Here is a 14,718-nt window from a genome sequence, read left to right on the forward strand (position 1 = left end):
CCCGCCCCCGACCCCCCGCGGATCCCCCCGCCGCGCCGGCTGGCCGCGGCTCGGCGCCGGGGCGGCGCCCGCCGGGCGCCGGAGATGTGCGCGGGCCGCCGCTCCTGTTCGCGCCGCTCGCGACCGGAACCGGACGTCACGTTCTTCCGGTTTGTTGTGTTTCAGAAGGGAAAGTCGGTCCGCATGAGATCTATGAGACCCATGAGACTGACGACCGAATCACACGGACCGCTGAGCCGTTCGCTTACGACCGTCATGGACGCCCTCGAAGGGCAGGAACGGCTCGACGGCATCTCCGGATGGATGCGCAAAGCAGTTCGCGCGCTTCCCTTGGGGGAGAGCAGAGACGTGTGGCGGGGCCTTTGGCTCGGCCATCCCCTTCACCCCGTCCTGGTTCAATTGCCCATCGGCGCCTGGAGTTCTGCCGCGGTCCTGGACCTGTTCCCGGGTGAGAGCCGGGCCGCGCGCCGTCTGGTGGCGGTTGGCCTGGCCGCCGCGGGACCGGCCGCCCTGGCCGGCTGGGTGGACTGGGCGGAGCAGCGCCCGCGGCAGGCCCGTGTGGGCCTGGTTCACGCCGCGGCGAACGTCGCCGCGGTCACCGCATACGCCGCCTCGCTGTCGGCGCGGACGAAGGTGCGTCCGGCACTGGGCCGCACGCTCGGCTTCGGCGGGCTGACGATCGCCACGGCCGGGGGCTTGCTCGGCGGCCACCTCGCCTATCGGCAGGCCGCCGGCGTCAACCATGCGGAAGCCGTCCCCGTGCTGGTCGAGCCGGGCTGGCACCGGGTCGGAACGCTGGACGACTTTCCAATGGGCGAGCCTGTACGGCGGATAGCCGACGAGGTGGCCCTGGTCGTCGTGCGGGACGAGGACGGGGTGCTGAACGTACTCGCCGACCGGTGCAGCCACATGGACGGGCCGCTCCACGCCGGCAAGGTCCTGGAGGGCTGCATTGAATGCCCCTGGCACGGAAGCCAGTTCCGGCTGTCGGACGGTGCGAACGTCCAGGGGCCGGCGACGGCACCGCAGCCGCGGCTCGACTGCCGGGTGTCCTCCGACGGAACCGTCGACGTCCGCCTCGCGCAGCAGTCCTGAGGGATCGAGTCGGCCGCCGGTCGCGGGCGGGCCGTGATCGGCTGCCTTGCTGCGACGACGCCCTGCCCGCGTGGGGTAGGGCAGAGTAAGCCCTTTCCCCCAGGCGCTCCACCCTTTTCCTCGGGCGCTCCACACAGGCTGCGCAAGCCCTCACCGACCGTACGGCCAGGCCCTTTCCGGCCGTACGGCGTCGTGCGTTTGCCCGTGGCCGTCGGGGTCACTCGATGAGCGACGTGAGCGGAATTCGACGTCTTGGCGGGGCCACGGGGTCGGCACGTACGCGATCAGGAAGGCGGCACGCGGTCGGCCCCAGTACTTGGCGCCACCCCGCGCCGCAGGTCCACCACCAGTCGCCGGAAGCAAGAAGGCGTACGCAGGAGGTGGAGGCACATGAGTACCTATGTGTACTGCACCGGACAGCGCGGTCTCTCCGCGCCCGAGGGGCTGCCCGGTGTGGGAGATCCGCCTCCTGCGGTGCGTGTCGTGACCGAGAGTGATCTCGCGGCGGTGGTCAGCGACGCACCCCTCCCGCTCCGGCCGAGCAGGAACGATCTGCGGGCTCACCAGACCTTCGTCCACGAGTCAGCGGCGTCGGTTCCTCTGTTGCCCATGCGCTTCGGCGGCGTCAGCGCGGACGACGCGGCGGTGATGGCAGCCCTCGCCGAGTACGCGGAACAGTTGATCGAACGGCTGCACGTGCTCGACGGCAGAGCCGAGTACAACGTGAAGGCCGCGCATCTGGCGGAGTCGGTGCTGCACCGCGTCCTGGCCGACCATCCGGAGTTCCGTACTCTGCTGGACGCGAACCCAGGCACGCGCCGTGACGGCCACCAGCAGCGGATGCGTCTCGGTGAGCTGGTAGCGGCTGCTGTGAAAGACGGCGAAGCCGAGGATGCCCGTCAGTTGCGGCTCGCACTGATGCCGCTGACTGAGGCGGTCAGCGTCGGCCCGGAAAGCACCGCGTGGCTGGTGAACGTCTCCTTCCTGGTCGGTCGTGCGTCCGTCGAGAAGTTTCTGTCCGTAGTCGTGCGGGTCCGCAAGGAAAACCCGCACCTGGACAGACAGGTCAACGGTCCACTGCCGCCGTACAGCTTCGTCGAGCCCGTACCGGTCGGCCGGGCCGGTGCCGAAGCCGACACAGAGTCCGCCTGAGGTGAGGTCATGGGACTTTTCGAAGAAATTCTGCTGCTCCCCCTCGCGCCGGTCCGCGGCAGCCTGTGGGTGCTGCAACAGATCGCGGCCGAGGCCGAGCGCCAGCACTACGACCCCGCGACCATTCGACGGGAACTGGCGGAGCTTGAGCAGCGGCTCCTGGCGGGTGACATCGACGAGGGGACTTTCGATCGTCTGGAGGAGCAACTGCTCGACCGACTGGAGGCAGCCGCACCCATCGGCGGGGAGTTCCGATGACGACCGCCAGCGGATTTCCGGAGCCGTACCGGTCCGCGCCGGGGGGTTCCAACCTCGCCGACATCCTCGAACGGGTCCTGGACAAGGGCATCGTCATCGCGGGCGACATCCGGATCAATCTCCTGGACATCGAGCTGCTCACGGTCAAGCTGCGGCTCATCGTCGCCTCCGTCGACAAGGCCAAGGAGATGGGAATCGACTGGTGGGAGACCGATCCCGCGTTGTCGTCCAGTGCTCGGCGCAACGAGCTGTCCCGCGAGAACGCACGACTGCGGGAACGCCTTCAGGAACTGGAGGAGACGGAGGGGCGGCGGTGAGCGGAACGCGAGGAGGAGAAGACGGTGGGTGAGCTGAGATACGTCTATGCCGTGTGCCTGCCCTTCGACGCGCCTGTGCCCGCCCTCGCCGGCGTGGCAGGCGCTCCGCCCCGGCGGTTGGCGGGTGAGGGCCTTGTCGCGATCGTCGGTGACGTAGGAGAAGAGGATTTCGCCGAATCGGCACTGCACAAGCGTCTGGAAGACCTCGACTGGGTCAGCAGCACGGCACGCGCCCACGAGGCCGTCGTCGCCGCGCTGATGACGGTGACCAGTCCGCTGCCGTTGCGGCTCGGGACCGTCTTCCGCGACGACGACGGGGTGCGCACCATGCTCCGGACGCAGAAGGATCGCTTTCTGGAGCTGCTGGACCGGGTGGACGGCCGGGTTGAATGGGGGGTGAAGGTCTACATGTATCTCCCGGAGGCAGCGCCGGAAACAGAGCAGAAAAGGGCCGCCACCGGGCGTGACTACCTCCGGCAGCGGTCCCACCGGCACACGGCGCAGGAAACGCAGTGGCAGCAGGCCGAGGGTGTCTCGGAGACGCTCCACGCAGAACTGGCCCGACACGCGGTGGCCACCCGGCTCCACCGCCCTCAGGGAGCCGTCCTTTCCGGTGTCCGGGGGAGAAACGTATTGAACGCCGCCTACTTGGTCGACCGGGTGAGATCTCGCGAATTCACCAAGATCGTCGAAAAGAAGAAGGACGAGACCGTGGCGATCACCGGTGGTCCGCAAGGGCTCCGAGTGGAACTCACGGGTCCCTGGGCGGCCTATTCCTTCAGCGGTGACGAGGGACTACGGCTGGACGAGCGGCGAGAAGGGGAGGGAGGAACGAGGCGATGACCGTCGTGGAGGGCAGGGAGGTGAGCCTCGTCGACATCCTGGACCGGCTGCTCGCCGGCGGTGTGGTTGTCGTCGGCAACCTCACTCTGAACATCGCGGACGTCGACCTCGTACGCGTCGACCTCAACGCCTTGATCAGCTCGGTGAATCAGAAGATCCCCGCGCCCTGGCCAGAAGGCACGGCTGGACCGGAGGAACTGTCATGACGAAACGTCTCGAACTCGAACCCGAGACCGTGGAACGCGATCTGGTGAAGCTCGTCCTGACCGTGGTGGAACTGCTGCGGCAGTTGATGGAACGCCAAGCACTGCGCCGCTTCGAGAGCGGAACTCTCAGCGAGGACCAGGAGGAGCGTATCGGCCTCACGCTCATGCTCCTTGAGGAACGCATGGCTGAACTCCGAGATCATTACGGGTTGCAGCCCGAGGACCTCAACCTGGACCTCGGTCCACTGGGCCCGCTGCTTCCTCGATGAGACAAGACGCAGTGGCCCGTTTCCTGGTTTGGAAGGGGCGCCGAGCAGACCGGCGTTGATCGGGGGCATCGGAGTCCATTGCGCCGTCGGCTCATACCCATCCGGTCTTCACCGGCGACCACCGGACCGGGCAAAAGGTGCATATGTGAGGTTTTGACTCGCTCCTCGAAGGTAGTCGTAGGCGAGAACGAAATGTGTCGATGGAGGAGCTGATACCCGTGGCTGGACAGGGAAAGAAGATTCATGGCAAGGCCCAGGAACTCAAGGGCAGGGCCAAGGAAGCGACCGGAGACATCGTCGGTGACGAGGGCCTGCACCTCAAGGGCGTTCGGGACCGTGTCGAGGGAAAGACCCGCGAGGTGGTCGGTGAGACGGCCAAGACCGCGCGTGGGACGAAGGAAGAACTGAAAGGCAAGGCGGAAGAGCTGAAGGGCAAGGCCCGCAAGAACATGTGACGGGTGCGAGTGAGGGGCTATGGGTCCAGCGGGGTCGCTGTGTACGAGTTTCGGATGTCCGAATGTCGGCCGGCTGGGCCCATGGCGTGCCCGGAATCGGGCGCTGCCGAGCTGCGAACCGGATGGGCGTCGGCGGTCACTCCGGGGGAGTTGGGGGATTTTCGTGCGGTAGAAGCCGAAAGAGCCACGCCGGTCGGGGCCTGGTCGGATACATGACCGTGGTCTCGAACGCCGACACGGCTTCGGGGAGCGTGCCGATCACCGCCCGGCATGGCGGGTCACCTCCGCAGCGGAAAGCGGTTGGTCGCTGACCAGGTAGCCGTGCGTGGAGGGCGGCGGAAACGGGCCGCCTGTCGGCGGTTGTGGCGACAGCACCGAAAAAATCATGCTGTGGATTGCCGGAAATCCGCTTCCGGAGTTTGCGTTCCGGCGAGGGGGGCATATGGGACAAATAGGTGTTTCGGACCAGAGGCACGCCCGTGGGAGCGACGTCGGCTCACCCGGCCGCGACTGTCCGGAACACGGTCGCACTCCCATGGAGATCGTCCATCCACACATGAGAGTGGCGACGCACCATGCCAACCCGAGCAAGCACGCAACACCACCCGCACGACGACGCCCCCGACACGGCGGACGCGTTCCGCAGGCTTGCCGAACTCCCGGCTGGCCGACAGCATGACACGCTGCGTGACGAGATCGTGGAAGCCTGGCTGCCGATGGCCGACCGCATCGCGGGCCGGTTCTCCGGCCGGGGTGAAACCTATGAGGATCTGCGCCAGGTCGCGGCCCTCGGGCTGGTCAAGGCGGTCGACCGGTACGACCCCGTGCGCGGGAAAGTCTTCGAGAGCTATGCCGTGCCCACGGTCACGGGGGAGATCAAGCGGCACTTCCGTGACCACATGTGGACCCTGCATGTGCCGCGCCGGGTCCAGGAACTGCGCAACCGGGTCCGGTCCGCCCGCCAGGAGTTGTCCCGGAGCGTGTCGGACCACTTGCCCAGTGTCCCCGAGATCGCCCAATGCGCGAATCTGAGTGAGGAGGAGGTGCGGGTCGGCCTGGACGCGCTGGACACGTTCAGCGTCCTGTCCCTGGATGCCGAGATGCCCAGTGGAGACGGTTCCTGTCTCGGTGACACTCTCGGTGCAGCCGATACCGCACTGGACACGGTCGTGGACCGTGAGGGAGTCAAGCCCCGTCTGCAGGCTCTGCCGGAGCGTGAACGGGCCATTCTCTACCTGCGGTTCTTCGAGGACATGACACAGAGCCAGATCGCCGAGCAACTCGGGCTGTCGCAGATGCACGTCTCACGGCTGCTCAACAAGTGCTGCCGACAGCTCCGGGAGGAAGTCCTGGAGGATGCTGCTGCCTAGTGCGTTGAGGTCAAGCCGCCGGCGACAGCACCGACGCCGCGGCCTCGGACCCGCGGCCTCCGCGGGTCCGGTCGGCCATACCGTCGGTGCTTTGGCGACTGCCACCCTGCTCATCGCTGTCGACGGCTTCCCTCCCCGGCGTACTCGTACTCGTTCTCCAACTCCTCGTCCTCGGAGTCCTCGGATTCTTCTTCGTCCCCCTCGTACCCTCCCTTGCCCTCTTCCTCGTAGTCGCCTTCGTCCTCCGCGTACGGCTCATTCCCCTCCTCTTCCTCCTCTTCCTCCTCTTCGTCTCCTTCGTCGCCCTCGTACTCGGCCTCTGTTTCCTCTTCCTCGCCGTACTCGGCCTCCTGCTCCTCCTGATCGAGCGCGTCCTCATGGCTGAGGACGACCTCGCCATCGCGGATTTCACCGCGCCAACTGTCCTTCGCCTCGCCCTTGAGACTGATGAAGCGGGCGAAGTTCTTCAGATCCAGTCGTGCGCGGCGGCCCTGGGCTCGCCAGAGGTTGCCGGTCTTCTCGAACAGGCCGCTGGGGTAGTACTCGATGACCAGCAGGACCCGGGTGAGATTGTCGGCGAGGGGGTGGAAGGAGACCACGCCCTTCGCGGTGCCCTTTGCGCCTTCGGAGGTCCATGCGATGCGGTCGTCCGGGACCTGTTCGGTCGTGTGTGCTTTCCAGCTGCGGTTGGACCAGAAGACCTTCATCTGCCAGTCGGAATGTGTGTCGTCCGCGCGGTTGGCGCTCTTCACGCCCTTGGCGAAGGTACTGAAGTCCTGGAACTGGGTCCATTGGTCGTACGCCGTGCGCAGGGGTACGCCGACATCGATCTGCTCGATGATGGTGGTGGGCTTGTTGCCCACGCCCTTTCCCTTCCCCTTTCCCTTGCGGCCACCCAGGTTCTTCAGGGCGCCCATCACACGGTCCTTGGCGCGGGAAGTACCGATTTCGAGGGCCGAGCGCAACGGGGATTTTCCTTCCGCGAGTTTGCGGCCACCCTCCAGGGCCAGCTTGATCAGGCCCGGGCTGTTGCCTTCGGCGATGTCGGTGAGCTTGCCTGTGGCCTTGCCGAGCTGCTGCCCGACGCCGACCAGCGCCCGCTGGGCCTGGACCGCAAGGAACTCCTGTGCCTCCGCCTTCAGCCGGTCGGCGGCCTCGCTGTGCGCCAGGCCGCTCAGCATGTTGTCCTTCGCTCCCGTACGAGCGCCGCCCACGGCGGACGTCGCGGAGCCGAGGGTCTCGGTCATCGTCCTCCGCCACCCTTCGGTCGCCGGGCCCGGCCGGTGGAACCGCTACCGGCCGCGGCTGTCGTCCTGGCCACGGTCTTCTTCGGAGCCCCCTTCTTGGCGGGAGCCGTCCTTGCCGCATTCCGTGCCGGCGTCCGGGCCGGCGCCTTCTTGGCAACTCTCTGTGCAGGCCCCTTCGCCTCTTCTTCCTTGCTTTCCGGTTCTTCCTTGCGTTCTGGTTCTTCCTTGCGATCCGGCTCGGTCTCCTCGTCGGGCTCGCTCGGCTCCTCGTTCTCGCCCTCGTCGGCGGCGGGGGCCGAGACGTCCGGCAACACGCCGGCGAGCTGGTCGCGCACCTGGGCGGTCTGCCCGTGGAGACGGTCGGCCAGCGCGTTGATCTGTCGCTCGACCATCGCGCCCGACGCTGCCTTGCCGACGCCCTGGAGGTCCCCACGCAACTGGTTGCCGATCTCCTTGAACTGCGGGTTGTCCCGCAGCTGCTGGTTCACCAGGTCAGTGACCATCCGTGGGCCGAGATTCAATCGTTTGCCGGCCATCAGCGAGCCGATGGCGAGCGCCAGTTTCATCTTCTTCGTACGTCCGAGGACGTATCCGGCCCCCAGGGCCAGGCCGAGTCCCACTCGGTTCATCACGCCGTCCTATCGCCTGGGCCTGCCTCGCAGTGCAGGCCGATCTTCACTAGGTCGAGGATCCAAGGCCGTGTCCCGACCGAACTCCTTCTCGTCGACCACGCACATGGCCGCGCTTCGCTGATCCATTCCATGGCGCTACCTCGCTCCTGGGTGGGCACTGTCGGGCGTACGGTGCGCGGGCTCGGCCGGGCCCAGCTCCACGAAGCTGTACGGCGGCAGCGGACCGCTGACACGCAGTTCCAGGTGCGAAAGTTCCTTCCGAACGTCCTCCACGGCCGCCAGGAATGCCTGTGCGGAGTTCCGCCCGACCAGGAAGGACCGGTTGACCAGGCAGTCCGTCGACTCCGGACCGGCGCTGACGGCGACGGCCTCCGGTTCCAGGGCCCGCGTCGCCGCTGCGATGTCCTCGCTCTGCTGAGCCTGCACCGCGGACACGATCATCTCGCCGAGCCGAACCTGCTGCTCGTAACTGCCGCCGCCCGCACGACGGTTGGCATCCGCCAAATCCCGGATCTCCGAGTTCCGGCCGACCACGCGGCGCAGTACGGCCTCCTCGATGGGGATGGCCTTGACGTTGTACTCGACCGTGTCGCTCAGCGCCCGCAGCCGCTCCTGGTAGTGGTCCGCCCGCTGCGCGAGCACGTCGGTGACGGTGCCGTCATCGGGGGCGACGCTACCGAACCGCATGGGAAGCACACAGCCCGCCGTGCCCACCTCGGTGAGCACGTTCTGATGGGCCAAGAGGTCCTTCCGCTTGGGGCGCAGACCCTCGGGTGCATCACTGACAACAGCCGTCAGATTACCCTCGGTGAGCGTCCGGACCAGGCGGGCCGGGTCGCCGACGCCGGCGATCCCTTTCGGCGGCGCGGGGTGCGAGGCAGCCGTGATCCCGTAGACGTAGGTATTCACTCCCGCTCCTCTTTCCTTCGCGCTTCGGTGCTCTTACGGGGCCGCGGGCGGGGCTCGCCCTGTTTGGCTGCATGCTCCTCACGCGCTTCGTGGAAGGCGTCGGAGACGGTCTCGGCGGCTCCGGACAGTGCACCCTTCGACTTGCCCCGCGCACCGGACTCGGTGATCTCTCCCACCAAGTCCGGGAGCCCGGGGCTCTTGCGCGGTCCCGCCTCCAGGTCGAGGCGGTTGCATGCCTCCGCGAAGCGCAGATAGGTGTCGACGCTTGCGACGACGACACGGGCGTCGATCTTCAGAATCTCGATGCCGACCAGGGACACACGCACGAACGCGTCAATGACGAGACCCCGGTCCAGTACGAGTTCCAGCACGTCGTAGAGGCTGCTGCTGGTGCCTCCGGCGGGTTGCTGTGCCGGTACTACAGTCATGCGCCTCTTCCTCCCTGTCCGTTGTGAAGTTTCGTGGGGCGGGTCGCGGGAGTGCCCTATCGGCCGCCGCCCGGCCCGCGCGGGTCGGCTCTGCCGCGTTCGTAGCGGCGGATGCGTCGGTAACCCGTGAGCTGCCCTTCGGTGTCAAGATCGACCTGGTAGCTCGCCATCAGGCTCATGGTGTCGGGCACGCGGGCGAGCTCCCGGATCTCCACTTCGAGGGACCAGCCGTCCTCCGTCTGCTCGAAGGACGACACGGTCTCGGCATCCATGCCGGTGAGCTCAGCGAACTGGGTACGTGCCTGACGCAGCAGTTCCGGGGGCCTGCGCCGACCGCTGGCCCTGTAGTTCTCGGTGGAGCGGTGCGCGGTCCGCGCAGAGCTGCCCCGCTGCGGATCATGTGGCTTCGAAGTGCCGTTTGTGTTCGACATGCCGCCTCACATCCGGGCCGCACGAGCACGGCGGTCATGAGTTCGGATTCTCAGAGGGCGAAGCGACACGGGCCTACGCTGTTGAAGCCCAGAAAGGCGGCCATTGCGCCCGCCGTCCCTCGTGCGTCCGTATCCTCTCGGCGGTCCTTGGAGCAGTTGTTCTAAGTTCTGCACGTCGAGTCCCCGCCGACCTGGCGCACAAACACCTGGGCGGCGTCCCAGACCAACCAACGACGCAGGCGCCTTACCGCGGGGAATGTGAGTCAGGCAAACATCTCTGGGCGTACCGAGGCGGTGGGTGGTCCGTGGAATGCTGGGTATACGGGACCACCGGGACGGACCGGAGGTGGCGGAGCGATGGAGTGGGCGCGGTTCGCGCAGCAAATGGCATCGATGGCGAGGGATCTTCTGGCGCAACCGTCGGTCGGTGCCACCCTCGAAAGGATCACCGACTCGGCCATCGATCTGGTGGAGGGCTGCGACGCGGCCGGCATTCTGGTGCTGCACGGTGCCAAGGTTCAGACGCTTGCCCCCACCGACAAGCTGGTGATCGAGAGTGACCGTTTGCAGGAGCGGTTGAAGGAGGGACCGTGCTTTGACGCGGCGCGTATCAAGGAAGGCGAGCGGGTGTTCCGCATCCCGGACTTCACGGTGGAGCAGCCGCACTGGCCCTCCTACGCCCGCAGGGCACACCGGCTCGGCGTGGGCAGCATGATGGGCTTCCTGCTGTACACCGAGGACGAGGATTTCGGTGCTCTGAACCTCTACTCCGGTAAGCCCGGGGCCTTCACCGAGGCCAGTGAGCTGGCCGGCTGGCTGCTGGCCTCCCACGCCGCGGTCGCCTTCTCCAGTGCTCGCAGCCACGCTCAGATGGAACACGCTGTCGCCACCCGCCATGTCATCGGCGAGGCCATGGGCATCCTCATGGGCAGCCACAACCTCACCGAAGATCAGGCTTTCGACGTGCTGCGCCGCTATTCACAGGAGCAGAACGTCAAACTCCGTGAGGTCGCACAGCTGGTCTGCGAGCGGGGCAGCCCGTCCTGACCGCGTAGCGACCCCTCCGGCTCATGGTCCGAACCAGAGGGGCCTCGACCGGGCCCGGCCCCCGGGGGAAGGCTGCCGAACCTGGCTTGCATGCCAAGTCCCCGGCTCCGCTCCTTTCACTCGGATGTTCCCGGAACGGGCCGTGGCGGCGGTCGGCCGACGCGGTCTTCCGGGCCGTACCGAGCCGGTGCGCGTCATCCAGGTACCTGTCCCGTCGGTCACTTCGGCCCCGCCATGTCATGCCAGCTCGTCGAGACGCTGCGCGGCCCTCGTGAGAGAGAGCCGGCAGGCGCTCAGTCCCTCCCGGGGCACTCCGGATCTGCATACGTGTGCCGCTGCCCTCTCCGGTCCCGGCGGTGCTTGGATGCCGGAAGCGGCATATCGGACGTCCCGCCGTACAACCGTCCCGCAGCGGCCCGAGGAGGAAGGCCCATGACCTGCCGCAGGACGCTTCTCGCCGCGGGTGAGCTGTCCGCATGGCGAGCCGGGCTCGCCCTGCTGTGGCTGGTGTTCATCAGCACCGCGAACACCCTGGAATTGACGGTCGGTGCTGGTGCGGCAGCCTGGGCGGGATTGCGGTGCATGCCGCGCGAAGGGCGGTGAGTCGGTGGTGAATGGCTGGATCCTGGCGTCGACCGTCGTGCTGGGCCTGGGAGCGGGGGCGGTCCTGTGGGGCGTGTGCACTGGACCGTTGCGCCGCCGGGTCGTGACCCACAACCTGTCCACCTCCGTCGTCCGCCTGACCTGCTCCTGCTCGCCCAGGGCTACGAGCGTCCCTCGTACGTCGATCTCGCTGTCCTATTCGCCCTGCTGGGCCCGGTCGGCGCTCTTCTTCGCCCGGCTGCTCGCCAACGACCTCGGGGACGATCCGCCGCGCGCCGCGGCGGTGACCTGGGGCGCCGCGGGATTCGGCGCGGCGGTCGTGCTCGTCCTGTGCGCGGGCACCGAGCCGAGCCGGGCGATGGTGGAATTTATGGCCATCGGCGCGCTGCTGGTCTGCGGGAACGTCATCGCCTCGCGGGCCCTGTCCGGTGACTTCCGGGTGGTGCGACGTGACTGACGCGGTGATCGTCGTCATTCTGCTGCTGGCGGCGACCGGTGCCACCGCGGCCGTCAGCACCCGCGACCGGGTCCGTCAGGCCCTGGTCTGAAGCGCACCTGTGGGTGTCGACGCGGTTGTTCCGGCCGAGACCGTTCCGCCTGCGCAGACCGACTGACTGCTCTTATGTGACTTATGGTGGCTGGCATCGTTGGCACAGGGGGAGAAGGAAGGCTGACCGGTGGTTGTCCGGGGCCTCATCGATCCCTGGGAGCGCCAGGACCATGAGTCCGTGCAGGCTTTCGCGGCGTTCGCTGTGTACCGCGATCTTGGTCCCGCGCGGAGTGTCACGAAGGTGGCACGAGAGTTGGATAAATCCCGCGCGCTGGTGGGCCGGTGGTCGCGGCGGTTCGCATGGGTACTGCGGGCCACGGCGTACGACCGGGAGCAGGACCGGCTGTTCCTTGCGGAGCAGTCCCAGGCGCGGCGTGAAGTGGCCCGCAGGCACGCGAAGTTGGCGCAGGCCGTGCAGAGCAAAGCGGTCGCGCGGCTCCAGACCCTCGACCCGCGAGAGCTGTCGCCGTCGGAGCTGCTGCGGTACATCCAGGTCGCGGCGGAGATCGAGCGGCGGGCGGTGGGCGAGGCCCCGGCGGCCGGAACGGCCGAGGACCGGGATCCGGACGCGGACGTGTCGGCCCTGTCGGACGAGGAGCGGCGGGCCCGGATGGATCAGCTACGCCGGGAGCTGGAGCGCCGGTTGTCGGAGAACGTGCAGTGACCCGGGGACGAGCCAAGCGGAGGATCGTCGAGGAGTTCGTCGACCCGGCGGTGATGAGCGACGAACAGCTCAAGGCCGAGATACGGGAGCTGCTCCGGGCCGATGAGCTATCGGCACGCCGGTGGGCGTGCGAGGTCCCGGACTGCGATGGGCTACCTCACGAGGGGTGGCTGCACCACCATGCCCGCGCGTCGCAGCGTCGGCCGCTGTGGCTGTGGACGGTGTGGATGCTGCTCACCGGTCGTGGCTGGGGCAAGAGTCGGACGGCGGCGGAGGCGGTGAGGGAGTGGGCGAAGACGCCGGGGTTGCAGATCGCCGTGGTGGCGAAGAACGCGACGCTGGTCCGGGACATCTGCTTCGAGTCTCCGAAGTCGGGATTGCTGTCGGTGTTTCCGCCGGAGGAGGTGGCGAAGTACAACTCGTCGCTCGGTGAGACGACGCTGCGGCTGACTAACGGCACGCTGATCCGTGGGTTCGGTGCGGAGACGCCGGACAACCTGCGTGGATGGGCGTTCGACAAGGCGTGGTGCGATGAGTACGCGGCCTGGTCGCGGCATACCGCGCAGGAGGTCTACGACATGCTGTGGTTCTGCCTGCGGGAGGCGGACAGCCCGCAGGTGGTGATCTCCACGACGCCGAAGCCGCTGCCGCACGTGAAGAAGCTGGTCGAGCGCGGCCGGGTCCAGGAGAAGGCGCATCGGGAGGGCGGGGAGCCGCCGCGGGTGGTGCTGACGCGCGGCCACATGCGGGAGAACGACGCCAACCTGTCCCCAGCCGCGCGGGCGGAGCTGGAGGAGGAGTACGCCGGCACCCGTCTCGGTCGGCAGGAGTTGTCCGGGGAGTTGTTGGAGGATGTGGAGGGTGCGCTCTGGAAAGGCTGGATGCTGGAGGTCGAGGGCTTCCGTCCCCGGCCCGAGCACCTGCCGGACCTTCAGCGGGTGGTCGTTGCGGTGGACCCGGCGACCAAGAGCCACGAGAACGCGGACATGACGGCCTTCACGGTGGCAGGGCGCGGCTATCCGGTGGAGACGATGTTCGGCGACGACCGGCCCCGCGGGTATCTGCTGCACTGTGAGCAGGACCGGCACACGCCGACCCAGGCGATGAAGCGAGTCGCGCAGCTGTATCACGAGCACCGGGCGGACTGTGTGGTCATCGAGGCGAACAACGGCGGTGACTACCTGCCCGCGCTGCTGGAGCAGGTCGACCCGACGGTGAACTGGCGGATCGTCCACGCCACGCGCGGTAAGCGGGCACGCGCGGCCCCGGCGGCGCAGCTGTACGAGCAGGCTCGGGTGTCGCACGTCGGTCCTGCCCGGCCGTTCGCGAAGCTGGAGGAACAGATGACGACGTTCGTCGGGCAGGGGGAAACGGAGGACTCTCCGGACCTGCTGGACTCGGCGGTGTGGGCGTTGTGGGACCTGTTCCTGGATCCGACGATGCCGCCACCGCGTGGAGGGGACGACCAGCGTCTCCATGGACGGCGATGACCAGACGCATCGAACCGAGAGTAATTGGCCACAGTCATCTGGGGAGAACTACACTCAATGCATGAGTGGATCTTTCATGGCGGCCTTGAGTGTCGAGTTGCAGCAAGAGCTTGAGAGTATGGGTACTCGGGTCCACTTTCCGCTACAACATGTGATCTTTGTCGAGCAGCAGCCCGTTCATTCGGTGCTGATTATCGAGAGCGGCCATGTGGCGGTTTCCCGCGCTGCTGAAGATGGTGCCGAGGTGGTTTTGGCCTACCGTGGGCCTGGGGAGCCTTTGGGGTTGGAAAGTGTGCTGTCAACTGGAACGCAGGGCGCCAGGGTTAGAACAGCCAGCGACGTCACGGTGCTTGATGTTCCGTCTGAAAAGTTTGTGCACTTCATTGAGGAGCACGACCTTATGCCTCATGTGCTTCGGTTTTTCGTTACTCGGCTTCGCGAGGCGGATGAGGAAAGGAGTCGTCTTGCTCGTCTGACAGTAAGGGCGCGGTTTGCATATTTCCTGACTCAATTGGCTGCCGAAGCTGGCGAGGAGGTTGGTGGGCGAACGGTGATCGACGTGACTTTCTCTCAGGTTGACTTGGCGACGCGCGTCGGCGCTTCTCGCGAGTCCATCGTGAAGCTGCTGAAGGCCCTTCGCACGGAGGGTGTGATTGAGACGGGCTACCGCAAACTGGTTGTAACTGACCTCCCGCGGCTCCGCGAGATGGCATCAGGCCAGCACCTAGCACCATTCGAGTAGCCCACCTCTT

Annotated in this window: 20 protein-coding genes; 15 read left to right on the forward strand and 5 right to left on the reverse strand. The window is 67.1% G+C overall.

The window, feature by feature from the left end:
* Positions 1-399 precede the first annotated feature (399 nt).
* The 9 genes from ACFC09_RS37785 to ACFC09_RS37825 all read left to right on the forward strand — a co-directional run bounded on the left by ACFC09_RS37785 (position 400) and on the right by ACFC09_RS37825 (position 5,965).
* Positions 400-1,095: a Rieske (2Fe-2S) protein gene (locus ACFC09_RS37785; RefSeq protein ID WP_376536139.1), complete on the forward strand. Its 696-nt coding sequence runs from the start codon at positions 400-402 to the stop codon at positions 1,093-1,095.
* A 390-nt stretch (positions 1,096-1,485) separates the two neighbouring features.
* Positions 1,486-2,247 (forward strand): GvpL/GvpF family gas vesicle protein, encoded by a 762-nt coding sequence (locus ACFC09_RS37790; protein ID WP_376536140.1) that lies wholly within the window; start codon positions 1,486-1,488, stop codon positions 2,245-2,247.
* A gap of 9 nt (positions 2,248-2,256) precedes the next feature.
* On the forward strand, positions 2,257-2,505 hold the full coding sequence (locus ACFC09_RS37795; RefSeq protein WP_376536142.1) for a gas vesicle protein GvpG: 249 nt from the start codon (positions 2,257-2,259) through the stop codon (positions 2,503-2,505).
* Positions 2,502-2,822, forward strand: a complete 321-nt coding sequence (locus tag ACFC09_RS37800; RefSeq protein WP_376536144.1) for a gas vesicle protein — start codon at positions 2,502-2,504, stop codon at positions 2,820-2,822. The genes ACFC09_RS37795 and ACFC09_RS37800 overlap by 4 nt, the downstream gene beginning before the upstream one ends.
* 24 nt (positions 2,823-2,846) lie before the next feature.
* Positions 2,847-3,665: a GvpL/GvpF family gas vesicle protein gene (locus tag ACFC09_RS37805; RefSeq protein ID WP_376536146.1), complete on the forward strand. Its 819-nt coding sequence runs from the start codon at positions 2,847-2,849 to the stop codon at positions 3,663-3,665.
* On the forward strand, positions 3,662-3,871 hold the full coding sequence (locus ACFC09_RS37810) for a gas vesicle protein (protein ID WP_376536148.1): 210 nt from the start codon (positions 3,662-3,664) through the stop codon (positions 3,869-3,871). The genes ACFC09_RS37805 and ACFC09_RS37810 overlap by 4 nt, the downstream gene beginning before the upstream one ends.
* Positions 3,868-4,140 (forward strand): gas vesicle protein K, encoded by a 273-nt coding sequence (locus ACFC09_RS37815; protein WP_376536150.1) that lies wholly within the window; start codon positions 3,868-3,870, stop codon positions 4,138-4,140. Before ACFC09_RS37810 ends, ACFC09_RS37815 begins: the two co-directional genes overlap by 4 nt.
* A 200-nt stretch (positions 4,141-4,340) precedes the next feature.
* Positions 4,341-4,595 (forward strand): CsbD family protein, encoded by a 255-nt coding sequence (locus ACFC09_RS37820; protein ID WP_376536152.1) that lies wholly within the window; start codon positions 4,341-4,343, stop codon positions 4,593-4,595.
* Between the two features lie 575 nt (positions 4,596-5,170).
* Positions 5,171-5,965: a SigB/SigF/SigG family RNA polymerase sigma factor gene (locus ACFC09_RS37825; protein WP_376536154.1), complete on the forward strand. Its 795-nt coding sequence runs from the start codon at positions 5,171-5,173 to the stop codon at positions 5,963-5,965.
* Between the two features lie 110 nt (positions 5,966-6,075).
* On the opposite strand, the gene ACFC09_RS37830 is transcribed toward ACFC09_RS37825, so the two are convergent.
* The 5 genes from ACFC09_RS37830 to ACFC09_RS37850 form a co-directional block, all read right to left on the reverse strand.
* Positions 6,076-7,212 (reverse strand): SRPBCC family protein, encoded by a 1,137-nt coding sequence (locus tag ACFC09_RS37830; protein ID WP_376536156.1) that lies wholly within the window; start codon positions 7,210-7,212, stop codon positions 6,076-6,078.
* Positions 7,209-7,841 carry a DNA primase gene (locus ACFC09_RS37835; RefSeq protein ID WP_376536158.1) on the reverse strand — a complete coding sequence of 211 codons (633 nt, stop codon included), beginning with the start codon at positions 7,839-7,841 and terminating at the stop codon, positions 7,209-7,211. Before ACFC09_RS37835 ends, ACFC09_RS37830 begins: the two co-directional genes overlap by 4 nt.
* A 138-nt stretch (positions 7,842-7,979) precedes the next feature.
* Complete coding sequence (locus ACFC09_RS37840; RefSeq protein ID WP_376536160.1) at positions 7,980-8,753, reverse strand: GvpL/GvpF family gas vesicle protein; 774 nt, start codon at positions 8,751-8,753, stop codon at positions 7,980-7,982.
* A complete protein-coding gene (locus ACFC09_RS37845; protein WP_376536162.1) occupies positions 8,750-9,181 on the reverse strand; it encodes a gas vesicle structural protein GvpA in 432 nt (143 codons plus the stop codon). Before ACFC09_RS37845 ends, ACFC09_RS37840 begins: the two co-directional genes overlap by 4 nt.
* Before the next feature lie 56 nt (positions 9,182-9,237).
* Positions 9,238-9,612 carry a gas vesicle protein gene (locus tag ACFC09_RS37850; protein WP_376536164.1) on the reverse strand — a complete coding sequence of 125 codons (375 nt, stop codon included), beginning with the start codon at positions 9,610-9,612 and terminating at the stop codon, positions 9,238-9,240.
* A gap of 357 nt (positions 9,613-9,969) precedes the next feature.
* On the opposite strand from ACFC09_RS37850, the gene ACFC09_RS37855 reads away from it, so the two are divergent.
* The 6 genes from ACFC09_RS37855 (at position 9,970) to ACFC09_RS37880 (ending at position 14,708) form a co-directional block, all read left to right on the forward strand.
* Positions 9,970-10,659: a GAF and ANTAR domain-containing protein gene (locus ACFC09_RS37855; protein ID WP_376536166.1), complete on the forward strand. Its 690-nt coding sequence runs from the start codon at positions 9,970-9,972 to the stop codon at positions 10,657-10,659.
* A 432-nt stretch (positions 10,660-11,091) separates the two neighbouring features.
* The gene (locus tag ACFC09_RS37860) at positions 11,092-11,262 is read left to right on the forward strand and encodes a hypothetical protein (RefSeq protein WP_376536168.1); all 171 of its coding nucleotides are present in this window, start codon (positions 11,092-11,094) and stop codon (positions 11,260-11,262) included.
* Positions 11,263-11,269: 7 nt separating this feature from the next.
* Positions 11,270-11,719 (forward strand): hypothetical protein, encoded by a 450-nt coding sequence (locus ACFC09_RS37865; RefSeq protein WP_376536170.1) that lies wholly within the window; start codon positions 11,270-11,272, stop codon positions 11,717-11,719.
* A 346-nt stretch (positions 11,720-12,065) separates the two neighbouring features.
* Positions 12,066-12,476, forward strand: coding sequence for a hypothetical protein (locus ACFC09_RS37870; protein WP_376536172.1), 411 nt, complete (start codon positions 12,066-12,068; stop codon positions 12,474-12,476).
* Complete coding sequence (locus ACFC09_RS37875; RefSeq protein WP_376536174.1) at positions 12,473-13,966, forward strand: terminase large subunit domain-containing protein; 1,494 nt, start codon at positions 12,473-12,475, stop codon at positions 13,964-13,966. Before ACFC09_RS37870 ends, ACFC09_RS37875 begins: the two co-directional genes overlap by 4 nt.
* 61 nt (positions 13,967-14,027) lie before the next feature.
* Entirely contained in the window at positions 14,028-14,708 is a 681-nt protein-coding gene (locus ACFC09_RS37880) for a Crp/Fnr family transcriptional regulator (RefSeq protein ID WP_376536176.1), read from the forward strand.
* Positions 14,709-14,718 lie beyond the last annotated feature (10 nt).

Origin of the sequence: Streptomyces sp. NPDC056161 (assembly GCF_042268025.1) — a bacterium.
Classification (GTDB): domain Bacteria; phylum Actinomycetota; class Actinomycetes; order Streptomycetales; family Streptomycetaceae; genus Streptomyces.

Bases quoted from the DNA above. Each gene is read 5' to 3' on its own strand.
- ACFC09_RS37790 (WP_376536140.1), top strand. From the start codon at position 1,486: ATGAGTACCTATGTGTACTGCACCGGACAGCGCGGTCTCTCCGCGCCC.
- ACFC09_RS37795 (WP_376536142.1), top strand. From the start codon at position 2,257: ATGGGACTTTTCGAAGAAATTCTGCTGCTCCCCCTCGCGCCGGTCCGC.
- ACFC09_RS37800 (WP_376536144.1), top strand. From the start codon at position 2,502: ATGACGACCGCCAGCGGATTTCCGGAGCCGTACCGGTCCGCGCCGGGG.
- ACFC09_RS37810 (WP_376536148.1), top strand. From the start codon at position 3,662: ATGACCGTCGTGGAGGGCAGGGAGGTGAGCCTCGTCGACATCCTGGAC.
- ACFC09_RS37815 (WP_376536150.1), top strand. From the start codon at position 3,868: ATGACGAAACGTCTCGAACTCGAACCCGAGACCGTGGAACGCGATCTG.
- ACFC09_RS37820 (WP_376536152.1), top strand. From the start codon at position 4,341: ATGGAGGAGCTGATACCCGTGGCTGGACAGGGAAAGAAGATTCATGGC.
- ACFC09_RS37825 (WP_376536154.1), top strand. From the start codon at position 5,171: ATGCCAACCCGAGCAAGCACGCAACACCACCCGCACGACGACGCCCCC.
- ACFC09_RS37830 (WP_376536156.1), bottom strand. From the start codon at position 7,212: ATGACCGAGACCCTCGGCTCCGCGACGTCCGCCGTGGGCGGCGCTCGT.
- ACFC09_RS37835 (WP_376536158.1), bottom strand. From the start codon at position 7,841: ATGAACCGAGTGGGACTCGGCCTGGCCCTGGGGGCCGGATACGTCCTC.
- ACFC09_RS37845 (WP_376536162.1), bottom strand. From the start codon at position 9,181: ATGACTGTAGTACCGGCACAGCAACCCGCCGGAGGCACCAGCAGCAGC.
- ACFC09_RS37850 (WP_376536164.1), bottom strand. From the start codon at position 9,612: ATGTCGAACACAAACGGCACTTCGAAGCCACATGATCCGCAGCGGGGC.
- ACFC09_RS37855 (WP_376536166.1), top strand. From the start codon at position 9,970: ATGGAGTGGGCGCGGTTCGCGCAGCAAATGGCATCGATGGCGAGGGAT.
- ACFC09_RS37860 (WP_376536168.1), top strand. From the start codon at position 11,092: ATGACCTGCCGCAGGACGCTTCTCGCCGCGGGTGAGCTGTCCGCATGG.
- ACFC09_RS37880 (WP_376536176.1), top strand. From the start codon at position 14,028: ATGAGTGGATCTTTCATGGCGGCCTTGAGTGTCGAGTTGCAGCAAGAG.